Here is a 23,989-nt window from a genome sequence, read left to right on the forward strand (position 1 = left end):
ACCGCTCCCACGGCTCCCAGAGGAGCCCGGCGTCATCTCGGCAACGTCCCTGAACCCCTCCCCCTCGAACCCCAACCCCAGCCGATGACGCACCGTCTCCACGCCTGCTAGCGCCTCCACGACCTCCGCCCGCAGGGACTGGTGGGCGACGACTGCCGTTGGGGCTGCGTCCTGGAGGATGAACTGCATCTCCTGGGGGCGCAGGCGGATGTTGATGGGCAGAGCGATGGCCCCCGCGCGGATGGCGCCCAGGTAGCAGATGATCGAGTGCAGGCAGTTGGGCATGACCAGCGCCACGCGGTCGCCAGGCTGCACGCCCAGGTCCGCCAGCCCCGCTGCGAATGCGCGGATCATCGCGTCGAGTTCGCGATAGCTCGTCGGCTGGCCCTCGAAGATGACGGCCGTGCGGTCGGCAAAGAGCCGCACCGCGCGGTCCCACAGCTTGTTCAGGTTGTGGAGGCTCTGCAGGTCGTCCATGGGCCCTGCTATTCGCTGTCCGGGTAGGTGTGCGTGAACTCGCGGTAGCCCGTCATGTCGAACCAGTCGGTCGCGACGGCCCAGGGCGCGCCCACCTCGGCGTAGGTCTTGCCGGCGGCGTAACCGCGGTCCAGCCAGTCGCTGATGTCGTTCAGGCCGGTGAAGATGGACTTCTCGCGCGGCTCGCGGGTGACGAACTCGGGGGCCACCGTCACCGGCGCCCCGGCCGATTCCCACGCGCCGTTGAGCGCCAGCACGTACGGGCGGGCCATCGCCAGCGGGCCGTTCAGCTCCGCGTCCACGCCCTGCATGAAGCGGATGCAGTTGCGGAAGACCTCGTCATGCTCGCGGGTGCCGTCGTCGGGGATCACCTCCTGGGTGCCATCGGCCCAGGTCACGGTCGCGTCGCCGCTGATGGCCCAGTCCACGGCCCCCTGCTCGCCCTCGATGTGGCTCCACGGCCCCCGCGTCTTCCAGCCGGCCAGCGTCGTCAGGTACGTGACGTCCACGCCGCTGGCCGTCTTGACCGCCACGGCGCTGGTGTCCACGCTCTGGATCGGGTGGGCGTGGTACAGCTCGCCGCGCACGCTCAGCGGGTCGCTGGCATGGCCCCACTCGGACGAAGCCCAGTACAGCGCGTTGAACAGGTAGTGGGCCAGGGCGTTGCAGGTGGGGCCGTCCAGGCAGATCTTGCCCTCGTGCATGATCCGCCCGGCCCAGGCGTTGCGGGCGTAGTAGGCGTCGTCGCGGATCCACTCCGCCATGACATTGATCCGCCGGACCTGCCCGAGCTTCCCGTCGCAGATCAGCCGCTTGACGGCGCGGGTGGTGCACTTGGACTGGTTCTGGAAGCCCACGCAGCAGAAGTGGCCGGTGCGCCGCTCGGCCTCGATCATGGCATCAATCTGCTGGATGACGGGGGCCGGGGGCTTCTCCAGCAGCACGTCATAGCCGGCCTCGAGGGCCGCGATGGTCGTCTCCGCGTGGTCGGGGATGGCCACGGGGAGAGCCACAAGCTGCGTGTGGCCGTGTTCGGCCTGCAGCATCTCCGCATAGGAGTTGTAGACCTTCACCCCGCGGGCTTCGTACTCCGCCACCGCCGCGGCGTATACGTCCGGCCGGCGGATGACGGCACAGGTCTGCCGCGCCAGGCCCTCCTGCTCCATCTGGCGGATGGAGCGCGCGTGGCTGGCCGCGAAGTTGTTGGTTCCGACGAGACAGATGGTGATCGGCTCGGGCAAGAGAGTGTGCTCCTTTGATGACAGGCTAGCGCGGGGTGGGCCTGAGCTTGAGAGGACGTCGAGGGTGAGAGGCAGACCAGAACCATCCTCTTCATCCTTCCCTTCATCCTCGCCATCCTCTCCGTCGTTGCCGTTGCTTCAGACGCGCCCCCGCGTGCGCTCGTAGTTCAGGGCCGCTTCGCTGCGGATGTCGTAGGCGGGCTCACTGACGGCCAGCGTGCCTTCCCGCACCATCTCCACCAGGGGTGAGGTGAGCTTGTCGAAGGGCGGCTCGACAAGCTGGCGTAGGCGCGCCGACGCGTAGATGGCCATCATGATCTCTTCGGTGACGACGGCCCGCCGCCCGGAGTTGCGGTGCTCTGGTCCGCCCTCCATCCACGCGATGAGCTCCTCCAGCGGCGAGGGCTGGGGCAACAGCTCCAGGTCCTGCCAGCCCTTCTGCTCGTCGTTGAGCATGATCGCGTTGTGGAAGTCCGCCTTGATGACGCCCTCGGGGCCGCAGAGCTGATAGGACGTCTGGGCGCGCTCTTCGCCCAGCATGTCCACTTCCAGCACCAACTCGTGATTGCCCTCGAAGCGGATGATGGCGGCGGTCTTGTCTTCGGCAGGCAGGCCGCGCTCGTAGCGGTTGGTGGTGCGCTCGACCTGTGCGATGACCCCCGTCCAGGCCGGGTCACCCAGCATCCAGCGGAACAGGTCAATCCCGTGGCAGCCGTTGTTGAGCATCCCGCCGCCGGTGCGCCAGAACAGGGATAGGGGTGCGCCGATCGCCCCGTGAGCGATGGCCCGCCGCGCCGCCACATACGAGGGGGCGAAGCGAAGCTGGTGGTGCACCGCCAGCTTGGCCCCGTGGTCCTCGGCGGCCTGGACCATGTCGCGGGCCTGGCCCAGGTCCTGGCCCATCGGCTTCTCGGCCAGGATGCCGCGCACGCCCGCTTCGGCGGCGGCGATGCTGATCTCGGCATGGGTGCCGTGCCAGGTGCAGATGCTGAGAATGTCCGGCTGTTCGCGCGCCAACAGCTCCTCGTAGTCCTCGTAGCCGGCGGGGACATCGAACTGCTCGCGGAAGCCCCGCAGCTTCTCGGGGTCAATGTCGCAGGCGGCCACGATGCGCGTGGCGGGGTTCTCGACGTAGTACTTCGCATGGGTGCGGGAGATCCCGCCGGTGCCCACGAAGGCGACGCGATAGACGTCGGGCATGACTTCCTCCAACAACTGGACGTGGCACGCACATTCGCGACCGGCGCCGGCAATCCCTCCGCAGGCAGGAAAGGCCGTGCGAGTCACGGAACCATGGGCCGCAATGGACGACCGCAAGCGCCGGACAATCGTGGTTGTCGCCGCCCTGGCGCTGGGGCTGCCGGTGCTCTTCATGGGCCCGACACTGCTGCTGGGCCGCCCGCTGATCCGTGACGACGCCGCCCAGTACGTCTACCCTCAGTTCCACGCCTACGCCCAGGCCCTGCGGAGCGGCCATTTGTACCTGTGGGACACGCACCAGTACTGCGGCCTTCCGGCGCTGGCCACGGGCCAGAGCATGGGCCTGTACCCGCCGCACCTGCTGCTGTTCCGGGCGCTGCCCTGGCAGTGTGCCATACACATGGGCTACTGGCTGCACCTGGCCCTGGCCTTAGCCGGCTTCATGCTCGTGGCGCGACGGCTGGGGCTGTCCACCGCAGCGGCAGCTCCGGGGGCGTTGCTGTACACGTACAGCGGCTATCAGGCCGCCCACCTCGTGCACTACAACTTCGTGGCCGGAGTGGCACACCTGCCGCTGATGGTGTGGCTACTGGACCGGGCACTGGCCCGGGGGCGCTGGCGCGACTGGGGCCTGTTGGGGCTCGAGGCAGCCCTGGCCTTCCTGGTGGCCCATCCCCAAGTGTTTCTCATCAGTGCCTTCGCGTGTGTGCTGTGGCTGTGCCTGGCGCGGACCTCTCCGAGTAGCGCGGGCGGCCCGCCCGCGCGCGACGAGGGCCGGGCAGGCGAGGCCGCCTGCCCTACTCGCCGCACAGCTCGCCTGTGGGGCCTCCTCGCCGCCGGCGCGGTCTTCCTGCTGCTCATCATGCCCCAGCTTCTGCCGACGGTCGAGATGGCGCGGCTGAGTCGGGAGGCCTTTGCCCACACCTCCATCACCACGGCCGAGTTCGCAGAGAGCTACGGCTACGGGCAGCTTGACCTCATCCGGCTCATCCTGCCCAACCTCTTCGGGACAGTGGAGACAAGCGTCGTGGGCGGGGGACCGCAGTTCCACGAGACCTGCGCGTACGTCGGTGTCGCCGGGTTGCTGCTGGCGCTGGCGGGCCTGGTGCTGGGGAAGGGCAGGCGAGGCTGGTGGTTCTGTGTGGCGGCGGTGGCGCTCGGCGCGGTGCTCATGTGGTCCGGGAACCCGCTGTATGGGCTGACGGCCAAGCTGCCCTTCGTCAGCAGCTTCCGCGCGATGGGCCGGTGGGCGCCTATGCCGATCTTCGCCCTGGCGCTGCTGGGGGCCATGGCCTTCGAGAGTCTGCCCACCGCGACGCCGGAGCGGCGGCACGGGGCGCTGAAGCTGGTGGGACTGGTCGGGGGCCTGCTCACGCTGGCGCTGCTGGCGCTGTGGGTGACCTTCGGGGCCGAGAGCGGTGCTCTGACCCTCCCGGGCCACCCCGACAGGGCGATCCCCGTCGCGAACATGGCCGCGGCCATCTACAACTGGCTGGTCGGGTGGGAACCGGTCGTCCTGCTGGCGGGGCTGGTGCTGACGTGTGTAGGCCTGTGGGGGCGGATGCGGCCGCGCTGGCGGGCGGCCGTCCTGCTGGTGGCGGTGGGGTTGCCCCTGTGGCAGTTCTGGGGTCTGACCAACCACGCGGGGCCCAGGGACTACTACATCCTGAGACCTGACATCCCGTGCGTCAATCGTGTGACCACGCTGCCGCCGGCGCTGGTCCGGCCCGACGGTTGGCCCGAGAAGCAGGACCTGGACCCGGTCTACGGATGGCGCGACCTGCTCACCCCCGCCCTGGGCACGGTCTTCGGCGCCAGCTATGCCGAGGGCTACAAGCAGGGCCTCGTCACACCCTCGACGCTGCGCATGTGGACCGAGTACATCCGCTATGGCACACAGGCTTTCACAGGCGTCGTGGACACCACGGCCGAGACCATCGAGCGCGTTGGCACCCCCGCCGAGCGCATGAAGCGGTTCCACCGGCTGTGCGGGGTCGCCTCCATCGTGACCCCCGGCCGGATCAGTGACCCCGACCTGGTCCTGGTCAAGGACGGGCCCGTGCGGGTCTATCACTACGGTGACGACCGGCGTCTGGCCTGGCTGGTGGGGACGACTATCGTCGTCCCCGAGCCCGAGGAGCAGCTCCAGACGGTGAAGCTGCGTTCGTTCGACCCAATGAAGCAAGTTGTGCTGGACCGCGACGTACCGGGCGTGGGGCAGGAACTGCCCTTCATGAGCGCCGACGTCTACGGCCCACAGGGCGACTTCAGCACCACCAGCCCGCTCCCGGCCGTGCTGGTCGTCTCCCAGGCCTGGTATCCGGGCTGGAGGGCCTCGGTGGATGGGAAGCCCGCGCCGCTGCTGCGGGCAAACTACGCCTTCTGCGCCGTCCCGGTGCCGGCGGGCCAGCATCATGTGCGGCTCGTCTTCGCGCCGCCCCTGTGGCGGCTGGGCCTGCTGCTGGCGCTGGCAGGGCTGATTGTGTTCGTCCTGCTCGTGTGGCGCGGGGCGCCGCGAGGGGACGAGGGGGGCGCCCGGTGAACGTCAACGCAGGCGCCCTGGTCGCTGCGGTGGGCGTGGGCCTGTTCAGCCTCGCCCTGTCCGCCAACCTGGGCTTCTACACTACCACCGGCATGGTGGCGGTGCTGGTGACGGCCGTGGCCGTCATCGCCCTCTGCCTGCGCCGCGAACCCCTGCGCCTCGCCCTGCGCCCCTGGCAGGTCAGCACACTCCTCCTGGCGCCGTGCGTCGCCCTCGCGATCTACTTGTTGTCCCATGTGGCGTCAGCCACCGACCCCTGGCACACGATGGGGTACACGCTCCTGGGCTTCGTCACCGTGCTGGCGCTCCTGGCGGCCTGGCTCACCCGGCGGGGCGCCGCTGACGGGGCCACGGCGGCGCTGATCGGGCTGGGCTGCCTGCTGAGCGGTTGCAGCGCCCTGGCCCCGCAGTTGCGGTTCGGGGAGCCGGACGATCTGCACCTGACGCTGGTCACGGCCCTGGGGATGGCCTCGCTCCTGTCCGCCGCCGTCCTGACGTGGCTGAGCTTCCTGCTGCAGCCTTCGTACGAGCGCAGCCGGCGGGCCTGGATGGCGCGCTGGGGGGTGCTGCTGGTGTTGGGTGGGGGCGTGCGCGTCCTGGCGGTCACGGGATCGCCGGAGCCTGTCATTGATGTACACACCTGGCTGACCTACGCGCCCCGGTTCCTGCTGGCGGGCGAGAACCCCTACAGCGCCTCGTATCCGAGCCCCTATGGCACCGAGCGGGCCGCCCGCTTCCACATCCCCCAGCAGCCGGAGGCCCATCCGGCGTCGTACTCGCCCGGGGTGATCCTCAGCGGCATCCCGGCGGCGCTGCTCGGGTGCGACGCACGCTACACGAACATTGCGGCCGACCTGCTGGCGGCCCTGGCGCTGCTGTTGGTGGGGCGGAGGTGCCGCCGGCCGGATCTGGGGGTGCTGGCCTCGGGTCTGTACTTGTGCCTTCCGCGCGCTCCGTTCATGATCGAGCAGGCCTGGTATGAGCCGCAACTGGCGGCCTGCGCGGGGCTGTTCGCGTTGTGCCTGCCGCAACGGCCGTGGGCTGCCGCGCTGGCCCTGGGGGGGCTGCTGTCGCTGAAGCAGTATGTGGTCGTGCTGGCGCCGTCGCTGGCCGGCATGTGCCGCCGCCACTGGCGGGTGGCGCTGGGGGGGCTGGGTGTCGCTGGCCTGCTCTCGGCGCCGGTGATCCTGTGGGACGCGCGCGCCTTCTGGGAGATCGCGGTCCGGGCCCAGGTCGGCCGGGCCGTCGTAACCCACGCGCTCACCATCCCGGCCTTCCTGAGCAACGAGTTCGGCTGGACGCTGCCCCGGGTCGTGGTCTGGCCGGCGCTGGCCGTGCTGGTGGGACTGCTCGGGTGGCGAACACCGGCAGCGGGGCGAGGGCCGGGCGGGCTGTACCTGGCAGCGGCCCTGCTCGCGTTCAACGTGCTCGTGCAGGGGTTCCCAAACTACTACTACCTGGCAGAGTTCCTACTACTGCTGGGAGTGGTGCAGAGCGGGGGCGGCGAGGGCGAAGGCTCGACACTCACGCCGACGGGCGGGCCACCCGGGGCGTGAAGCGAACGGGGCTCCCGTGTGCGCGGGAGCCCCTGTCGTGTCAGCTATGCGGCGGCCTAGTGGCCGTCGCCGTGCGGGTCTATCTTCTCCAGCTTCTCCAGCTTCGCTTCCAGGTCTGCCGGCATCGTCTTCTCCGGGTGCTTGGAGTAGTAGTCCTTCAGCGCCATGGCAATGCCCTGCTCGCCCAGCACCGAGCAGTGCATCTTCACCGGCGGCAGGCCCCCCAACTCGTCCACCACCGTCTGGTTGTCTACCTGCAGGGCTTCCTGCAGCGTCATGCCCTTGACGAGTTCCGTCAGCATCGAGCTGACGGCGATGGCAGCCCCGCAGCCGAACGTCTGGAACTTGATGTCCTCGATGCGCTCGGTCTCGGGGTCAATCTTCATGGTGATGCGCATCATGTCCCCACACTTGGGGTTGCCCACATCACCGACGGCATCCGGGTTCTCAAGCTCGCCGACATTGCGCGGCTCGCGGAAATGCTCCAGGACCTTCTCTGAGTACACGCGTCCTCGTCCCTTCTCGGCCATGACGGCCGTGCTCTGGGGCGATTATAGCAGCAACGCGCCACCGGGGGCAATCGTTTGCATCATGACAGGTTACATGGTAACATGATCCCGTTCCGGAAGCACACTTGAGGAGGACTGCGCGATGAAGCATCTGCTGCCACTGGCAGTGATTGTGAGCCTCATCCTTGCCTGCTGTGTCACCGCCCATGCCAGCCAAGGCGCCGGACACGTGTATGTCGCCCTCAAGGCCATGGAACAGGCCCCTCCGGCCGTTCGCGCCATCATTGACTCCAACCCCAACGCCTACTTCGCCGGCGCCACCGGCCCCGACATCGCCCTGACGACCTGGCTGATCGCCGAGGCCTTCGGGTGGCACCACCCCGGTGTCGAAGCGCACTACGAGAAGACCGGCCAACTGATCGCGAACATGCTGCGGATCGCATCCACCTACCCGGAGGGCGCGGCGCGCAACCAGGGCCTGGCCTTCGCGCTCGGGTGGCTCACCCACTACTGTACGGACTGCGTGGTTCATCCGCTGGTCAATGAGTGCGGCGGCTCCTTCAGCGCCGGCTCCGAGCACCAGATCCGCCACAAGCAGCTCGAGGTCGTCGAGTGCGCCCACGTCTACGAGAAGAAGTACGGCGACCTCGACACCCAGTACAGCATCAGTTCCCTGGCTGTGCCGATTGACCTGATCCGAGCCGGTTTCTACGCCACCTACCCCGACAAGGTCGTCTACAGCCCCGAGCTGAACGCCATGCAGGGCGCCGGGTCGTTCGTGGCGGACCTCGCGAAGTCGTCCCTGCTGATGGCCCAGGCTACGTCCTGGCTCGTGAGCGCCTACCGCGGGGAATGGAACCCGGCGCGCGGACCGGTTTTCAGCACCGTGCTCAAGGGCTACACCCCTACGCCGGACGAGTACAAGGGCCTGATGAACCCCTTGCGCATTGACCGCGTCGAGCTGGAGGAACCGGACCGCGATGCCGGCGAGACCGAGGGCAAGCTGAAGGTCACCTACAGCATCACCGACCTGAAGCTCTACAAGCTCTTCTGCAACCAGTGGGACAGCCGCATCGGGCGGGCCGTCAGCAACGCGGTGAACCTGTTCAACGCCTATGCGTCCAACCCCGGGGGCTTCATGCCGCCCGACCGAAATCTGGACACGGGCGGGGCCGAGGGCTCCACCTTCGACCTGGCGCAGGAATGGCCAGGTCAGCCGGAGATCAACGAGGTGCTGGCCTTCGCCGACATCACCGGCCCTGAGAACCGCGATGTATCGCGCCTGGACAAGACCGGGCAGTGGTACCCCATCCCCTTCCGTCTGCCGGGCGTCGGCGGCGACAACATCGGCGCAATCAGCCAGGCGAAGGGCTGGAACAGCGGCGAGACCGGTACGGCCTTCCTGAAGATCCCCTTCGACTGCAGCAAGGTGGGCGACTACCATGCCAAGATCCGCCTGGCGTTCGCGCAGAAACCCTCGAAGCGGGTATTCGGTTGGCCGGAGCAGGGCCAGACCGTCGAGGCGACCTGGGAAGGCGACCTGCTGGGCGCCAAGCCAGAGCTGTCCATCCTGTTTCTGGTAGACACCAGTGGGAGCATGGACGGGAGCAAGATCGCCGCCGCTCGGGCGGCGGTGAAGGCCTCCGTGGATCAGACCAATGACGGCAAGACCGAGTGGTGCCTGGTGCGGTTCGGCGGCTGCAGCGTCAAGGTGATCTGCCGCTTCAGCATGGACGCGGCCAAGATCAAGGCTGCCGCTGACCTGCTGGGCGCCGGGGGAGACACCCCGCTGGTCTACGGCCGGGAGAAGGCGCTGGCGTACCTGACGGGCCGGGGCCAGGGCCAGCAGGGCCGTCTCGTGATCCTGTGCGATGGCCAGAACAATTGCACCGAGCACGGTGGCATCACCCAGCCGGAAGCCAGCGCCCAGCTCCAGAGACTCATGCAGGAAGTCCAGACCATGCCGCTGGGAGGTGGCCGCTGATGCGAGTGTGGGCCCTCATCGCTTGCAGCCTCATCCTGGCTGCGCCGCTGTTGGCGCAGGCTCAATACGACTTCGCGGCCGAGGCGGAGGAGCTGGCCGTGCCGGGCGAGACGGTCCAACAGGCCGCCGACAAGACCGCCCAGGTGCTGCGTAACTCGCGCATGAAGGTGAGCATCAGTACGGTCGGGTTCGACATCAGGGCCGGCTCCGAGGCTGAGAACTGGCTCAAGGACACGGCGCGCATCGGCGGCGGCGCGTACTTCACCGCCAGCGACAGCGGCCAACTGGCCCAGGCCCTCGGTAGCGCCGCCTCCGGCCGAACGGTCACGACAGTCGCCTCCAACGTGGTGATGCTGACCCAGCCGCGCGAGAACGACGTGGTCGGACCCAACATTGACATCATCGGCCGGGCCGACCCGACGCAGGTCGTCGTCATCTACACGATCGTGTACGACGCCGCGACCGGCGACAAGCTGCGCACCGTGCCGGGCATCCGCAACCGCCCCAAGGAGACCGGCGACTTCACCTTCCGCATCGCCACACCCCGGGTGAGCTTCGGGATGACGGACAACCCGCCGCCACTGCGGTACGAATTGCACGCGCACACCGTGCAGCCGGACGGGACCAAGGGGCCGGAGGTCATTGTGAACCTGTTCGCCCCGAAGACGAAGTAGGGCCCCATGCGCACCTACAATGCCACCGGCATCACTCTGGCTGTGCACAAGTATGGCGACACGGGACGTGTCGCCACTTTTCTTACCGAGGAGCACGGCAAGGTCGAGGCGGCGGCGCGGGGGGTGGGGAAGCCGGGGAGCAAGCTGGCGGCTGCCGTCGAGCCCCTGACGGTCTCGAAGCTGCAATTCGCCCAGGGCCGGGGGCTGGACCGTCTGGCCCAGGCGGAGGTCATGGAGGCCTACCTGCCGCTGCGTCACGATCTGCAGGGCCTGGCCCATGCCAGCTACCTGCTGGAGCTGACCGACCTGCTGACCGAGCCGGGGGACCCCGTGCCAGGTCTGTTTGCGGACCTGACGGCCGCTCTGGCGGCCATCGTCGCCGGGGATGATGCAGAGCTGCTCGCCCAGGCGTTCACGCTACGGCTGTTCGCCCGGCAAGGCATGGCCCCGGAGTTGCGGGAATGCGTGGAGTGCGGCGGCCCGCTGGAGGGGGAGGCGGGGTATGTACCGGCCCAGGGGGGCTTTGTGTGCCGCCGGTGCACGCCGGGCACGCAGGGGCGGCTGACCGTGTCGGGGCAGTCGCTGGGAGCGCTTCGGTCGCTGCTGACGATGCCGCTCAGTCACTTGAGGCGCCTGAGCCTGACCCCGGCCGCGCGGCGGGAGATGGGGCGGGTCATCCAGGCCCACACGGACTACCATGTGGGCGAGCAGCTCAAGAGCCGCAAGTTCCTCGACAAGCTACACCGGGCGTGAGGAGCCATGGACAACGCCGAGATCGCTCGTTTCCTGGCCGAAATCGCTGACCTGCTCAACATCGCGGGCGAGAACGTCTTCAAGGTCCGCAGCTACGAGCGCGCCGCGGAGACCGTGGCGGCCCTGCCCCAGCCGGTCGAGAAGCTGGCCGCCGACGGCGCTCTCACCGACATCCCCGGCATCGGCAAGAGCATTGCCGAGGTCATCACCGAAGTCGTCACCACCGGACAGTCCTCCTATCGCGAGCAGCTCCTCGAGCAGGCCCCCGAGGGCCTGCTGGAGATGCTGCACATCCCTGGCTTCGGCCCGCGCAAGGCGGGGCAGGTCTACCACGAGTTGGGAATCAGCAGCCTGGCGCAGCTGGAGACAGCCGCGCGAGAGGGCCAGTTGCGGGGGCTGAAGGGCTTTGGGGCCAAGACCGAGGAGAAGATACTGGAAGGCCTGGCGCAATTGCGGGCCGGGCAGGAGCGGGCGCTGTTGGGCGAGGCGCTGCCGTTGGCGGAGGCTCTCGTGGAGACGGTGCGGGCCCATCCGCTCGTGCGGCAGGCCGAGATGGCGGGCAGCTCACGCCGCCGCCGCGAGACCATCGGTGACCTGGACATCCTGGCCACCAGCGACCAGCCGGGGGAGGTCACGGTCTGGTTCGCCGCTGAGGGCGGCCTGGGCCATGTGGAGCTGGCTGGCGACACGAAGGTCAGTGGCCGCACCCCGTCGGGCCTGCAGGTGGACCTGCGGGTGGTACCGCCCGAGTGCTATGGTGCGGCCCTGCAGTACTTCACGGGCTCGATGCAGCACAATGTCCGCCTGCGCGAGCGTGCCCAGAAGCGCGGCCTGACCATCAGCGAGTACGGCGTCTTCGAGGGGGAAGCCGGCGCCAAGGGGCGGCAGGTGGCCGGCGACACCGAGGCGAGCGTCTACGCCGCTGTGGGGCTGCCGTGGGTGCCGCCCGAACTGCGCGAGGACCGGGGCGAGATCGCGGCGGCCGAGGAGGGTCGGCTGCCGGCGCTGATTGATCTGCCCGACATCCGTTGCGACCTGCACATGCACACCGACGCCAGCGACGGGCGCCTGACCCTGGCCGAACTGGCTCAGGCCGGCCGCGAGCATGGCTACAGCCACATCGCCGTCACCAACCACTCCGAGGCCCTGGTGATCGCCAACGGGCTGGACCGGGATCGCCTGCTGGCCCAGACTGACGACATACAGCAGCTCAATGCTCGCCTCCGGGGGTTCACTGTCCTGGCAGGCATCGAGGCCGATATCCTCGTGGACGGCTCGCTGGATGTGCCCGAGGCAGCCTGGTCGGGGCTCGATCTCGTGATTGGCGCCATCCACAGTGGCTTCAGCGGCGATGCGGACAAGATGACCCAGCGGATTGTCACAGCGATGGCGAGCGGTCGCATGGACATCCTGGCCCACCCGACCGGGCGTCTGCTCCTGGGGCGCAAGGGTTACGAGGTGCATGTGGAGAAGATCATCGAGGCGGCTGTGGCCCACCAGGTGGCTCTGGAGATCAACGCCAATCCGCACCGGTTGGACCTGTCGGACGTCAACGCCCGTCTGGCGGTCGAGCGGGGCGCGCTGCTGAGCATCAACACCGACGCTCACGCCGGCGAGGAGCTGCCCCTGATGCGGTATGGCGTGATGACGGCCCGGCGGGGCTGGATCGGGCCGGAAGCGGTCATCAATACCTGGCCCCTGGACGAGTTGCGCCGCTGGCTGCGGGAACGTCGCAGCCGCTGACGAAGTCATATCCCCACCAACTCCCGTGGATGGTCCCTATGCCACTGCTGCTGATCCTGCTGCTGGTCGTGCCCTCCGCCGTCGTGGCGGCCCCGAGGAAGCCGGCGCCGGTCAAACTGGTGAACCCGGGCTTCGATGACGAACTCAAGGGCTGGGACAACGTGGACGCGACCGCCATGGCGGGTGCTTTCAGCCCCGACAAGGAGGTCCAGCGCAACGGCAAGTCGGCACTGCATGTCAAGCCGCAGTCGCCCGACCAGTGGCCGTGGGTGAGCCAGAAGGTCGGTGGGCTGGAGCCGGGGGCGACGTACGTACTGAGCGTCTGGCACCAGGGCGCGACGCGGGTGGACGCTGGCAAGGCCGATGAGAGCAACACCTGCGCCGCCCTGAAGCTGGAGTTCCTCGACGAGGCCGGTAAGTCGCTCGGGGCGCGAGTAGCGCGCCAGCCCCTGAAGATGGCCATGTGGCAGTTTCTGGCCGCAGGTGGCCAGGCCCCCCCGACCACGTCCCAGGCAGTGATCAGCCTCCGCATCATGGGCGACCAGGAGGCCTGGTTCGACGATGTGGAGTTGACGCGCACCGAGGAGGCGCCCCGGCTCGCCCTGACCCCGCCGCGCCTGGCGCTGAACCCCAACGAAGCGGGCACCATCCATCTGCAGGTGACGGCAGCCGCAGATCTGCCCGAGAACGAGCAGGCGACTGTCGAGGTGTTAGGACCGAACGGGAAGGCCGTCAAGGGCGTGACGGGGCAACTGGCGCGGCAGGACACGCGGACCTTCGCGGGTGACCTGGCCGTGCCGGCGCTGACGGCCGGGACGCACACGGTGCGGGTGAAGGTGGGGAAGGAGACCGCCTCCGGCAGCCTGTTCGTCAGTCTAGCCGAGCGTCGCCCCACCGGCCTGAATGAGCGCGGGATACTGCTCGGGGGCGATGGGCAGCCGTTCTTCCCGATTGGCATGTACCACGCCGCCCTCGGTGACTACAAGGGTCTCGCCGAGCAGGGCTTCAACATGGTTCAGGGGATGGGAAGCCACACGGCGCGCCTGCAGCGGCTCTCGGTGCAGGAGGCCCAGGGCCGGAAGCTCGCCCTGCAGATCCCGCTGTACACCGGCGGCATGGTCGGAGCCAACCTGAAGTCCTCCCAGGAGAAGATGGCCTACTTCCGCAAGTCCACGACGGTGCTCGACTGGAAGATCGCCGATCAGCCCGACCAGCATCCTGAGACCGCCGATGAGGTCCCAGTGGTCTATGCTGCGCTCAAGGAGAAGGAGCCCCAGCACCCCCTGGCGCTGACGGTCGCTGACCCCGAGAGCTACCAGTACTGGGGGCACTTCTGTGATGGTCTGCAGGTTGTAGCCATGCCGCTGCCGGACCAGCCCCTGACGGTGGTGGCTGACCGGGTGAAGGCCGCCCGGCAAGCCCTGGCGCCCTGGCAGCACCTGTCCGTCCTGCTCCCGGCGGGGTACCGTGCCGGCGTCGTGGTGCAGCCGACGGCCGATCAGGCGCGGATGATGGTCTACCTGGCGGTGATCAACGGCGCCCGCGGGGTCTGGTGGTATGCTCTGCGCTCCCCGGGCTTCCGGCTGGCGGATACCGAGCTGTGGAAGAGCTTCAAGCGGCTGAATGAGGAGACGGCGGCCCTGGGCGCAGCGGTCGTCGGCGGGACGGAGACGGCCCTGCAGTCGGACAATGCCAGGATGCAGTCTGCGGCGTGGCGTATGGAGGACAAGGTGCAGATCGCAGTCGCAAACCCCGACAGCGGGCCGCAGACGGCGACGCTGAAGCTCGAGGGGGCCTGCGAGAAGGCCGAGATCGTCAAGGGGATCGGCCAGGCGGAGGTCAAGGACGGGGCGGTGCAGGTGATGCTGCGGCCGGGGCAGGCGGTGCTGATCGCGGTCAGCAAGGCCAAGTGAAGGCACTCACTGAACACTTTGACAACCGCTGCCGCGCACGGTATAATGCGGGTCCATTGGGCGGATAGCTCAGCTGGGAGAGCGCGTCCCTCGCACGGACGAGGCCGAGGGTTCGAATCCCTTTCCGTCCACCAGATGATTGCCCGGAACGCCCCTGTACGCAGGGGCGTTCTGCGACTCTTGGCGGCCGATGCACGGGTACCCGTTTTGACTCCCGTCTGCGGCTGTTGCTATAATCGCTCTGCCGCGCAACGTCGCGTACTTCCGCCGGTCTGAAGAGGAGGGCCCAGCGTGCCTCTGGACATCAAGGACATCATGAAGATCCTGCCGCACCGCTATCCGTTCCTGATGGTGGATCGGATCACTGAGCTGGTCTCCGGCCAGCGCGCGGTGGGCATCAAGAACGTGACGGCCAACGAGCCGCAGTTCACCGGCCACTGGCCGGAGAACCCGGTCATGCCGGGGGTGCTGATGCTGGAGGCCATGGCCCAGGTCGGGGGCATCTTCCTGCTGACGGAGGCGGACTCGACGGGCAAGACGGCCTTCTTCGCCGGAATGGACGCGGTCAAATTCCGCCGGCAGGTCGGCCCTGGCGACCAACTCGTCATCACTGCCGAACTCATCCGGCGCAAGGGGAACATGGGTAAGGTGGCAGTCGTGGCGCGGGTGGGCGACGAGGTGGCGGTCGAGGGCGAGTTCATGTTCGCGCTGGTAGACGCGGCGCCCGAGGCGCAGGAGGCCCCGTAAATGGCCATTCACCCCACCGCCATCGTGGACCCCAGGGCCGAGCTGGGGAAAGACGTGGAGGTCCTGCCGTACAGCATCATCGAGGCTGAGACGGTCATTGGGGACGGCTGCGTTCTGGGGCCGCACGCGGTGGTCAAGCGCTGGACGGAACTGGGGGCTAACTGCCACGTCAGCACCGGTGCCGTGTTGGGCGAGGACCCGCAGGACCGCAAGTACGAGGGGGAGCGGTCCTACCTGCGGATCGGGTCCGGCAACCAACTGCGTGAGTATGTGACGCTGCACCGCGCCAGTGGCGAAGAGGCAGCCACGGTCATGGGCGACAACAACATGTTCATGGCCTACTGCCACGCCGGCCACAACGTGCAGATCGGCAGCAACTGCTCCCTGGCCAACTGCGTACAGCTCTCGGGCCACACGGTCATTGAGGACAATGTCACGATCGGCGGCATGACCGGCTTCCACCAGTTCGTGATGGTGGGCAAGCTGGCCATGATCGGCGGGATGTCGCGCGTCAACCAGGATGTGCCGCCCTTCGCCATCGTCGAGGGCAACCCCGCCGAGGTGCGCGGCCTGAACGTCATCGGCCTGGAGCGCCGGGGCATCAGCACCGAGGACCGCACCGCACTGCGCCGGGCCTTCCGCCTGCTCTTCCGCTCCGAGTACAACCTCTCGGACGCGCTGGCGGCGGTGAAGGAGCAGGTGCCGGACAGCCCCGAGTTGTCGTACCTGTGCGATTTCCTGCGGCGGGTAAGCCAGGGGTCCATGGGCCGCCAGCTGAGCCACCGTTAGGCGAGAAGCCTGATGCCACCCCGGGAGATATTCTTCCTGGCCGCCGAGCCTTCAGCCGACTTGCATGTGTCGCTCCTGGCGACCGAACTGCTGCGTCGCGGCGACTACAGCCTCACCGGCGCCGGCGGGCCCCTCATGCGTCAGGCCGGCGTGCAGACCGACTTCGACAGCTCGGGCTGGGCGACGATCGGCCCCATCCAGGCCGTACGCAGGCTGCCGGAAGCCCTGGCAGTGCGGGGACGGCTCTTGCGGCTACTGCGTGAGCGCCGTCCAGACCTGCTCGTCCTGGTAGATTTCGGCGGGTTCAACATGCACATCGGGCGGCAGGTCCGCCGCTTCCCCTGGCACATGCCGATTCTGTACTATTTCCCGCCGAAGTCCTGGGACAAGTCCGAACGCGACCGCTCGCCGCTGGGACAGGTGGCCGACGTCGTCGCGACACCCTTCCGGTGGTCGGAGACGCTGCTGCGCCAGGACGGCATCGAGGCCCACTGGGTGGGGCACCCGGTCGTGGACCGGGTACAGCCCGTGGCCGACCAGGCGGGCCTGCGGCGGCAACTGGGGTTGCCGGCGGCGGCGCGTTACGTGGGGATGATGCCGGGCAGCCGGCGGCGGGAGCGGGCCCTGATGGGCCCAGAGATGATCGGCGCGGCGCTCCGGCTGCTGGCCGAGGGCGATACCCACTTCCTGTGGTCCCCCGGGCCGCCCGGGTCGGTGGATAGCGTATCCATCCCGCCGCCACTGCAGCCGCACCTGACCGTCGTCGAACGGAGTCTCGACCTGCTGCAGGCCGCGGACCTGACCCTCACCTCATTCGGGACAGCGACCCTGGAAGCGACCGCAGCGGAGGCACCCATCATCGGGATGTACCGCGGGACGCTCATCGAGTCCCTGATCTTCCCCCTGATGCGCGTGCCCACGAAGGTCTTTGCGATGCCCAATATCATTCTGGGATATGAAGCCGTACCCGAACTGATCCTGGGGGAAAGCAATGCGCGGTGCCTGGCTGACCGCGCCCGCGGGCTGCTCGCCGACCCACAGGCGTTGGCGCGGCTGAAGGAGCAACTGCGGCAGGCGCGACACGAACTGGGGCCGCCAGGCGCCACCGCGCGCACCGCCGACGTGGTGGAGGCCACCCTGGCGCGGATGGAGGCGAGGGTCTGATGCGCTCCCTGTGGCAGTTGCGCCGCTTCGCTCGGGGCCTTGTGCCGATCATCCTCATCGCCTTGCCCCTGATGGCGGGCGCGGCCTGGCTGAACGTCCGGGCGTTGAGCGCCACCAAGCCTGTGCTCGACGGCATCTTCCCCTCTTTGGCCACAACGCAGACCGCGCCGGCCCCCGGCAGCTCGACGGCCGGCGCCCCGGCGCAAACGGCGGCCGAGCGCCAGGCCGAGGCGATGGCGAAGGTGCGCTGGCACGCGCTGGTGTTCCTGATGCTCACGTTCGCGGCCTCGGTCTCGAACGCGGCTTCGCTGTACCTGGGTGACTTCATCGGCCAGCGGGTGTTGCGGCGGCTGCGGAACACCGTCTTCGCCCACCTGCAGACGCTCTCGATGTCCTTCTATGACCGGCGGCGTTCGGGGGAGCTGATATCGCGGGTCAACAATGACACCCTGGTGCTGCAGCGCGCACTGGGGACGGACATGTTCAAGATCGTCGTGTCCCCGCTGGTCATCATCTTCATGGTTTCACGGATGATCGCGCTCTCCCCGCTCCTGACCGGGGTGCTCGGGGTGGCCGTGCCCATCACGGCGCTGATGACCGGCTTCACCGCGCGCTATGCCAAGCGCTACGGCCGCCGCACCCAGATCAAGATGGCCGACCTGACCGCCACCACCCAGGAGAGCTTCGTGGCGATGCGGGTCATCAAGACCTTCGGGCTGGAGCCACAGTCCCAGTCCCGCTTCGAGCGTGAGACCACCGGGGTGCTCAAGGCGGAGATGAAGACGGCGCTGGTCAAGGCCGTCGGCATGCCCCCCGTGTTCATCATGGTCGGCCTGGTGACGGCAGTGGCGCTGGTGTTCGGCGGCGAGCAGATCGTGGCGGGCCGGGTGGCCCCCTCGACGCTCGTAATGTTCATGCTCTATCTGCAACTGGCGGCGGTGGAACTCACCTCCACCATCCGGCTCTACGTGCAACTGCAGAACGCCGAGGCCGCGGCGGAGCGCACGCTGGCGGTGCTGAACGAGAAGCAGGACGTGGAGGACGCTCCCGGCGCCCCGGACCTGGAGCAGGTCGAAGGCGCCATCACCTTCGAGCATGTGGACTTCTCTTACGACGGCGAGCATCCTGTCCTGACCGACTTCTGTCTGGACATCGCAGCGGGTGAGGTGGTGGCCCTGGCGGGCCCCAGTGGCGCCGGCAAGAGCACCGTGGCCAACCTGGTGCCTCGCCTGTACGACCCGCAGCGGGGGCGGGTGCTCATTGACGGCACGGATGTCAAGGCGGTACGCCAGCAGTCGCTGAAGCGCTTCATGGGGAGCGTGCCCCAGGAGACCATCCTGTTCGGGGCCTCCGTGCGCGAGAACATCGCCTACGGGCGTGAAGGCGCCACAGAAGAGGAGATCGTCGCCGCGGCCCAGGCCGCGTACGCCCATGACTTCATCCTGGAGTTGCCCGAGGGCTACGACACGCAGGTCGGGGAGCGCGGCACGCGCCTGTCGGGCGGTCAGCGCCAGCGCATCGCCATCGCTCGCGCCTTCCTGCGCGACCCGCGCATCCTGATCCTGGACGAGGCCACCTCGTCCCTGGACACCGAGAGCGAGGCGGCGGTGCACGCCGCCCTGGCCACGCTGCTGGAGGGCCGCACCGCCCTCATCATCGCCCACCGGCTCTCGACCATCCGCAACGCCGACCGGATCATCGTCATGGCCGAGGGGCGCATCGTGGAACAGGGCGGACACGATGAGCTACTGCAGCGCGACGGCCTGTACCGACGGCTCTATGAGTCCAAGGAGCTGCTCGGCAGCGGCGGCGACGACGAGGGAGCGGAAGAAGAACCCCTGCCAGGCCCGGCGCCGGAGCTGGACGACGAAGCCCTGATGGACGATCTGGCGTGAACTGAAACGCTGTGACCGAGTGCGCCATGGAAGAGATGCCCCGCCGGGAGCGGCCCCGTTCGCTGGACCTTGCCGCTTTCCTGTACAACCTGGCCATAACCCTCATCGTGCCCCTGCTGCTGCTGTGGGGGATCGTGCGGATGATCCGCGGCAAGTTCCGCGACGGCCTGCGCGACCGCCTGGGGTGGCTGCCGGCGACGGTCATCCAGCTCGGCGCGTCCGGCGACCCGGTCATCTGGGTGCACTGCGCCTCGGTGGGGGAGGTCAACGCCGCTGCCCCGGTCCTGCGCGAGCTACGGGTGCGGGTGCCGCTGGCGCACATCGTCCTGTCCACGATCACCGCGACCGCCCACGATTCAGCCCTCAAGCGCGACCTGGGCGTGGATGCCGTGTTCTACTTCCCGCTCGACGCGCCGCTGATCATGGACCGGGTGCTGGAGCGCATCAACCCCGTCGTGCTGGTGCTGGTGGAGACGGAGCTGTGGCCGAACCTGCTCGCCACCGCCCACCGCCGGGGGGTGCACACGGTGATTGTCAACGGGCGCATCTCTGACCGGGCCTACCCCCGCGATCGCGCCCTACTGCCCGTCTTCCGCTGGGCCCTGCGCAACGTGGACGTCATCGGCGCCCAGTCGGCCCTCGATGCCGAGCGGTTCATCGCCCTGGGCGCCGACCCCGCGATCGTCACCGTCGGCGGGAACTCCAAGTTCGACCAGATCCCGCCCCGCTTGCTGCCGGCCGAGGCCGCTCGCTGGCGGCAGGAGTTCGGCTTTGGCGAAGAGGACGAGGTGTTGCTGGCGGGCAGCACCCATGAGGGCGAGGAAGAGATCATCCTGTCGGCCTTCGACCACCTGCGGTTCTCGCACCGGCAGTTGCAGCTCATCATCGCGCCGCGCCATCCGGAGCGGGGCGACCGGGTGCACCAACTGGTGCGCGAGCACGGCTACGACGTGTACCGGCGCAGCCATGTGCTGCAGGCCCGCGAGGCGGGGGAGGAGATCGGGCCCACCGGGGATGCCGCGGTGCGCGTGGTCATCCTCGACACCATCGGCGAGCTGGCGTCCCTGTACGGCTGCGCCGACCTGGTCATTGTCGGCGGGAGCCTGGTGAAGGGCCTGGCCGGACACAACCTGCTCGAACCGATCGCGCAGGGCAAGCTGGCCCTGTTCGGTCGGTACATGTCAGACTTCCGCGACATCAGCGCCATTGCCGCGCGTGAGGGCTGCGGAGTGCAGGTGCAGACCGCCGAGGAGCTGCAGGAGCAGTGTGACCGCCTGCTGAATGCCCCGGAGGAGCGTGCCCGGGCCGCCGAACGGGGAGCCCTGATGCTGGAGAAGCACGCCGGCGCCTCCATTCGCTACGCCGAGGCCGTGGCGGCGCTGGTCGAAGGGGAAGAGGGGACACCGGCCGCACCCGCCGAGGCTGTCGCGCCGCCCGACGGTGCGACAGAGCCGGTGGCGGACGAAGTTCCCGCTGCCGAAGCCGCCCCCGACGCTCCCCCCACGCCCGACGACGCTCCGACGGTCGCCCCGGCCGACCTCCCCCCGGCGGAGCCGCAATGAGCGCGGAGCAGTGGTGGCAGAGCGTGGTCTCCGGCGCAGAGCCCGGCCTGGGGGGCGGGTTGGCGCGGGGAGCGCTCGCGGGGGCCTCGGGCCTGTACTGGCTGGGCCTGCAGGCGAACCTGGGGGTGTACCGCCTGGGCCTGCGGCAACCGACGCGGCCGGCGCTGCCGACCATCAGCGTCGGGAACCTCACGCTAGGCGGCACCGGCAAGAGCACCGCAGTGCGGTACCTGGCGCGTGAGTTGCAGCGGCGGGGCCTGCGGCCCGGAGTGGTGTTACGCGGGCACGGGCGGGCCGACAGCCGGGCGGCCGTGTTGGCCAGCGATGGACAGGGCCGCATGGCGCCGCTGGAACAGACGGGTGATGAAGCGGCGGAAGTCGCGCGGGCGCTGCCGGAGGCGCCGGTGGCCGTGGGCAAAGCGCGCGAGGCCGTGATTGCCCTGCTGGCCGAAGCGGGCGCGCAGGTGGCCCTCCTGGACGACGGCTACCAGTATTTCCGCATGGCGCGTGATCTGAACATCGCCCTGGTCAGTGCCCGCCTGGACTCGCGGACGGCCCGTCTCTTCCCTCGGGGGCTGCTGCGGGAGCCCTGGGGCCACCTGAACCGGGCGGACCAGGTATGGCTCACCCACGCCGACCAGGTGCCAGCCCACCAACTGGAGGCTGTGCGGGCGCTGGTCGCTCGCCATGCTCCGGGCAAGCCACTGGTGATCGCGCGGCACGAGGCCTCGGCCCTGGTGACTCTGGAGGGGGAGACGGCCCCGCTGGACCTGCCACAGGGGCAGGTGGTCCTGGCGGTGTCGGGCCTTGGTTGCCCTGAGAGTTTCGAGTATACTCTAGCGACGCTCGGCGCACGGGTCGTGCCGCTGCGCTTTGAGGATCATCACCGTTACGCGCCAGACGACTGGCCTGTGATACGCGAGGCGGCCGTGGCTGCCGGTGCGGCCATGGTCGTGACCACCGAGAAGGACGCCGTCAAGCTGCCGGCGGGGCCCCCTTTGCCGGTATGGGTCCTACGCAGCGAGATGCGCCTGGAGCGCGGCGCCGAAGTGGTCGCGGGGGCCCTCAATGAGCTGGCTGCACTGATCTCGGGGATATCGCATGAAGCATCCGCTCCGCCGCCGGCTTGAGCAGGGGGCCTGGGCCGTGGCGGCACGGGCCACCACCCGCCTCGTGGCGCGCCTGCCGCTGCGCTGGCTCCGGTGGGTGGCTGATGACTGGGCGCGTCTCACGCTGCTGTGCGCGCCGCGGCGCCGGCGCCTGGCCGAGGGGAACGTGGCTGCGAGCTTCCCCGACATGACGCCGGCGGAAGTGCGCCGCGTGGTGCGGCGCTCCGTCCGTTCTGTGAGCCGCACCATGATGGAGCTGTTCATGCTGCCCCGGCTGTCCCCCGAGGGTCTGGCGCGCCTGGTCGAGACGCCCGACCTGGGACCCGTGCGGGAGGCCTTCGCATCGGGCTGCGGGCTGATCCTGATCACCGCGCACTTCGGCAACTGGGAGTTCCTGGCGGCTCGTGTCGCCGACGAGATCGCGCCGATGACCGTCATCGCCCGCGATGCATCGCACCGGGGGACGGCCAGTCTGATCAACCAGGCCCGCGAGAGCCACCACCTGAACGTGATCGGCCGACGCGATACCCGCGAGATGCTACGGGTGCTGCAGGGCGGAGGGCTGCTGGGGATGCTGCCCGATCAGCACGCGGCCGAAGGTGGCGTCCGCATGGACTTCCTGGGGCGCCCGGCCTGGACGTTCACCGGCCCGGCGGTCCTGGCCGCGCGCAGCGGCGCCCGCATCTTCCCGGCGTTCTGTGTCCGCGAGGCCGATGGCCGGCTCAGGATTCTCCTGTCCCCGGAGATCAAGCTGGTGCATACCGACGACCGGGAGGCCGATGTGGTCGCCAACACACGGCGCATCAGCGATGCCATCGAGCGGGCCATCCGGGGGCATCCCGACAACTGGCTGTGGCTGCACAACCGCTGGAAGGAGCCCAGGCCACGCCCCACCCGCTAACCGAGATCTCGCCTGCGCCTCGCCCCACCCGGGGCGAGCCATCCGCACACCGGAGCTGTCATCGTAGCATGGTGTCCTGTCGCCCATTCTGTCTCCGCGTACTCCTCGCCGCTTGCAGCGCCTCCATGGTGCTGATCTCCGGCGCCGTCGCGGCCGGCACGCTCGGCCCGTACGAGCCGGAGAAGGGCTGCTACATCGGCGCGTACGTCGAGTTGGATAACAACGTCGCGGGGGAGATCAGCCAGTTCGAGCAGCTCACCGGCAAGAAGCATGCCACCTACTTCAAGTACGTCGGCTATGGCCAGCCGTTCCCGTACACCTGGGTGAAGGAGTTGCACGCCAAGCAGGCCGTGCCGCACATCGCCTGGGAGCCGAATGAGGGCCTCGCGGCGGTGAAGGACGATGACTACCTGCACGGCTGGGCGCAGGCCGCGGCCCATGCCGGAGGGCCCATCTTCCTGCGCTACGCCTCCGAGATGAACGGCAACTGGATGGCCTACTCGGGCGACTCCGACCTGTACAAGGCCAAGTGGCAGCTCGTGTACCGCGTCATGCACGAGGAGGCCCCGAATGTCGTCATGATCTGGTGCCCGTACGCCACGCCGCGCGCGACCATCCCCCTGTACTACCCCGGCGATGAGTACGTGGACTGGGTGGGGGTGAACCTCTACAGCGTCTACCACGCCGACGGCGACCCCGCCAAGCCCCCCAGCGACGACCCACGCGACCTGCTGCGCTATGTCTACGATCTGTTCGCCTACCGCAAGCCCATCGCCGTCTGCGAGTATGCGGCGACGCACTACTGCGTGGCGACCAAGACGCCGGTGGTGGACTTCTGCCTCGACAACATGACCAAGCTCTATGCGGCGTTGGTGGCGCAGTTCCCGCGCGTGCGCATGATCAACTGGTTCTCGGTCAACACCGAGGAGAACGGCCTGGCCCACAACAACTACAGCGTCACGGACAACCCACAGGTGCTGCAGGCGTACGCGCAGCTCATCGGCGGGGACCACTTCCTGACGCGCGTGCCGGATGGCCTGCTCGCCCCGACACCGGTTGCCGTCACGCCCACACCCGTGCCGGTGGGGCCAGGGGAGCCCGTCACGCCGCCCACCGCGCCCACGCGCCCGGTGGCGCCGACCGGTCCCGTGGCCACGAGCGTACCGCTGGCCGGGACGAAGCTGGGCGCGGCAGCGGCCGGAGCGGTAGGGGTCGTGGTACAGGGGTGTT

The 23,989-nt window shown here is 68.8% G+C and carries 18 protein-coding genes, 1 tRNA gene and 2 pseudogenes; 16 read left to right on the forward strand and 5 right to left on the reverse strand.

Annotation, left to right across the window (positions count from 1 at the left end; translation table 11 throughout):
• From LLH23_13190 to LLH23_13200, 3 genes are all read right to left on the reverse strand, one after another.
• Positions 1-477, reverse strand: a 477-nt coding sequence (locus LLH23_13190) for an AMP-binding protein (protein ID MCE5239427.1), incomplete at its 3' end; no start/stop codon positions are given.
• An 8-nt stretch (positions 478-485) separates the two neighbouring features.
• Complete coding sequence (locus LLH23_13195; GenBank protein MCE5239428.1) at positions 486-1,718, reverse strand: Gfo/Idh/MocA family oxidoreductase; 1,233 nt, start codon at positions 1,716-1,718, stop codon at positions 486-488.
• A gap of 138 nt (positions 1,719-1,856) precedes the next feature.
• On the reverse strand, positions 1,857-2,918 hold the full coding sequence (locus tag LLH23_13200; protein MCE5239429.1) for a Gfo/Idh/MocA family oxidoreductase: 1,062 nt from the start codon (positions 2,916-2,918) through the stop codon (positions 1,857-1,859).
• Between the two features lie 76 nt (positions 2,919-2,994).
• Here LLH23_13200 and LLH23_13205 point away from each other — a divergent pair, with 76 nt between their 5' ends.
• Positions 2,995-5,460: a YfhO family protein gene (locus tag LLH23_13205; protein ID MCE5239430.1), complete on the forward strand. Its 2,466-nt coding sequence runs from the start codon at positions 2,995-2,997 to the stop codon at positions 5,458-5,460.
• A complete protein-coding gene (locus tag LLH23_13210; protein MCE5239431.1) occupies positions 5,457-7,016 on the forward strand; it encodes a hypothetical protein in 1,560 nt (519 codons plus the stop codon). Before LLH23_13205 ends, LLH23_13210 begins: the two co-directional genes overlap by 4 nt.
• A gap of 56 nt (positions 7,017-7,072) precedes the next feature.
• Here LLH23_13210 and LLH23_13215 read toward each other — a convergent pair whose 3' ends face one another.
• Positions 7,073-7,522 carry an iron-sulfur cluster assembly scaffold protein gene (locus tag LLH23_13215; protein ID MCE5239432.1) on the reverse strand — a complete coding sequence of 150 codons (450 nt, stop codon included), beginning with the start codon at positions 7,520-7,522 and terminating at the stop codon, positions 7,073-7,075.
• A gap of 145 nt (positions 7,523-7,667) precedes the next feature.
• Between LLH23_13215 and LLH23_13220 the strand changes: the two genes are divergently transcribed.
• The 14 genes and pseudogenes from LLH23_13220 (at position 7,668) to LLH23_13285 (ending at position 23,436) form a co-directional block, all read left to right on the forward strand.
• Positions 7,668-9,509 (forward strand): VWA domain-containing protein, encoded by a 1,842-nt coding sequence (locus LLH23_13220; GenBank protein ID MCE5239433.1) that lies wholly within the window; start codon positions 7,668-7,670, stop codon positions 9,507-9,509.
• Positions 9,509-10,183: a hypothetical protein gene (locus tag LLH23_13225; protein MCE5239434.1), complete on the forward strand. Its 675-nt coding sequence runs from the start codon at positions 9,509-9,511 to the stop codon at positions 10,181-10,183. Before LLH23_13220 ends, LLH23_13225 begins: the two co-directional genes overlap by 1 nt.
• Before the next feature lie 6 nt (positions 10,184-10,189).
• Positions 10,190-10,936 carry a DNA repair protein RecO gene (recO, locus tag LLH23_13230; GenBank protein ID MCE5239435.1) on the forward strand — a complete coding sequence of 249 codons (747 nt, stop codon included), beginning with the start codon at positions 10,190-10,192 and terminating at the stop codon, positions 10,934-10,936.
• A 6-nt stretch (positions 10,937-10,942) separates the two neighbouring features.
• Positions 10,943-12,679, forward strand: coding sequence for a DNA polymerase/3'-5' exonuclease PolX (polX, locus tag LLH23_13235; GenBank protein ID MCE5239436.1), 1,737 nt, complete (start codon positions 10,943-10,945; stop codon positions 12,677-12,679).
• A 38-nt stretch (positions 12,680-12,717) separates the two neighbouring features.
• The gene (locus LLH23_13240; GenBank protein MCE5239437.1) at positions 12,718-14,592 is read left to right on the forward strand and encodes a hypothetical protein; all 1,875 of its coding nucleotides are present in this window, start codon (positions 12,718-12,720) and stop codon (positions 14,590-14,592) included.
• Positions 14,593-14,650: 58 nt separating this feature from the next.
• Positions 14,651-14,726: transfer RNA gene (locus LLH23_13245), tRNA-Ala, on the forward strand.
• A 157-nt stretch (positions 14,727-14,883) separates the two neighbouring features.
• A complete protein-coding gene (fabZ, locus tag LLH23_13250; GenBank protein MCE5239438.1) occupies positions 14,884-15,339 on the forward strand; it encodes a 3-hydroxyacyl-ACP dehydratase FabZ in 456 nt (151 codons plus the stop codon).
• Positions 15,340-16,128 carry an acyl-ACP--UDP-N-acetylglucosamine O-acyltransferase gene (gene lpxA, locus LLH23_13255; GenBank protein ID MCE5239439.1) on the forward strand — a complete coding sequence of 263 codons (789 nt, stop codon included), beginning with the start codon at positions 15,340-15,342 and terminating at the stop codon, positions 16,126-16,128.
• Positions 16,129-16,140: 12 nt separating this feature from the next.
• A complete protein-coding gene (locus LLH23_13260) occupies positions 16,141-17,292 on the forward strand; it encodes a hypothetical protein (protein MCE5239440.1) in 1,152 nt (383 codons plus the stop codon).
• A complete protein-coding gene (locus tag LLH23_13265) occupies positions 17,292-19,187 on the forward strand; it encodes an ABC transporter ATP-binding protein/permease (GenBank protein ID MCE5239441.1) in 1,896 nt (631 codons plus the stop codon). Before LLH23_13260 ends, LLH23_13265 begins: the two co-directional genes overlap by 1 nt.
• Before the next feature lie 26 nt (positions 19,188-19,213).
• Positions 19,214-20,749 (forward strand): 3-deoxy-D-manno-octulosonic acid transferase, encoded by a 1,536-nt coding sequence (locus LLH23_13270; GenBank protein ID MCE5239442.1) that lies wholly within the window; start codon positions 19,214-19,216, stop codon positions 20,747-20,749.
• Positions 20,746-21,879: a tetraacyldisaccharide 4'-kinase gene (gene lpxK, locus LLH23_13275; protein ID MCE5239443.1), complete on the forward strand. Its 1,134-nt coding sequence runs from the start codon at positions 20,746-20,748 to the stop codon at positions 21,877-21,879. Before LLH23_13270 ends, lpxK begins: the two co-directional genes overlap by 4 nt.
• A complete protein-coding gene (locus tag LLH23_13280; protein MCE5239444.1) occupies positions 21,851-22,759 on the forward strand; it encodes a lysophospholipid acyltransferase family protein in 909 nt (302 codons plus the stop codon). Before lpxK ends, LLH23_13280 begins: the two co-directional genes overlap by 29 nt.
• Positions 22,760-22,884: 125 nt before the next feature.
• Positions 22,885-23,436, forward strand: a pseudogene (locus tag LLH23_13285) (glycoside hydrolase family 26 protein).
• Between the two features lie 350 nt (positions 23,437-23,786).
• On the opposite strand, the pseudogene LLH23_13290 reads toward LLH23_13285, so the two are convergent.
• Positions 23,787-23,930, reverse strand: a pseudogene (locus LLH23_13290) (collagen-like protein).
• Between the last annotated feature and the right edge of the window lie 59 nt (positions 23,931-23,989).

The sequence above is a fragment of the bacterium genome, from assembly GCA_021372615.1.
Classification (GTDB): Bacteria; Armatimonadota; Zipacnadia; order Zipacnadales; family UBA11051; genus JAJFUB01.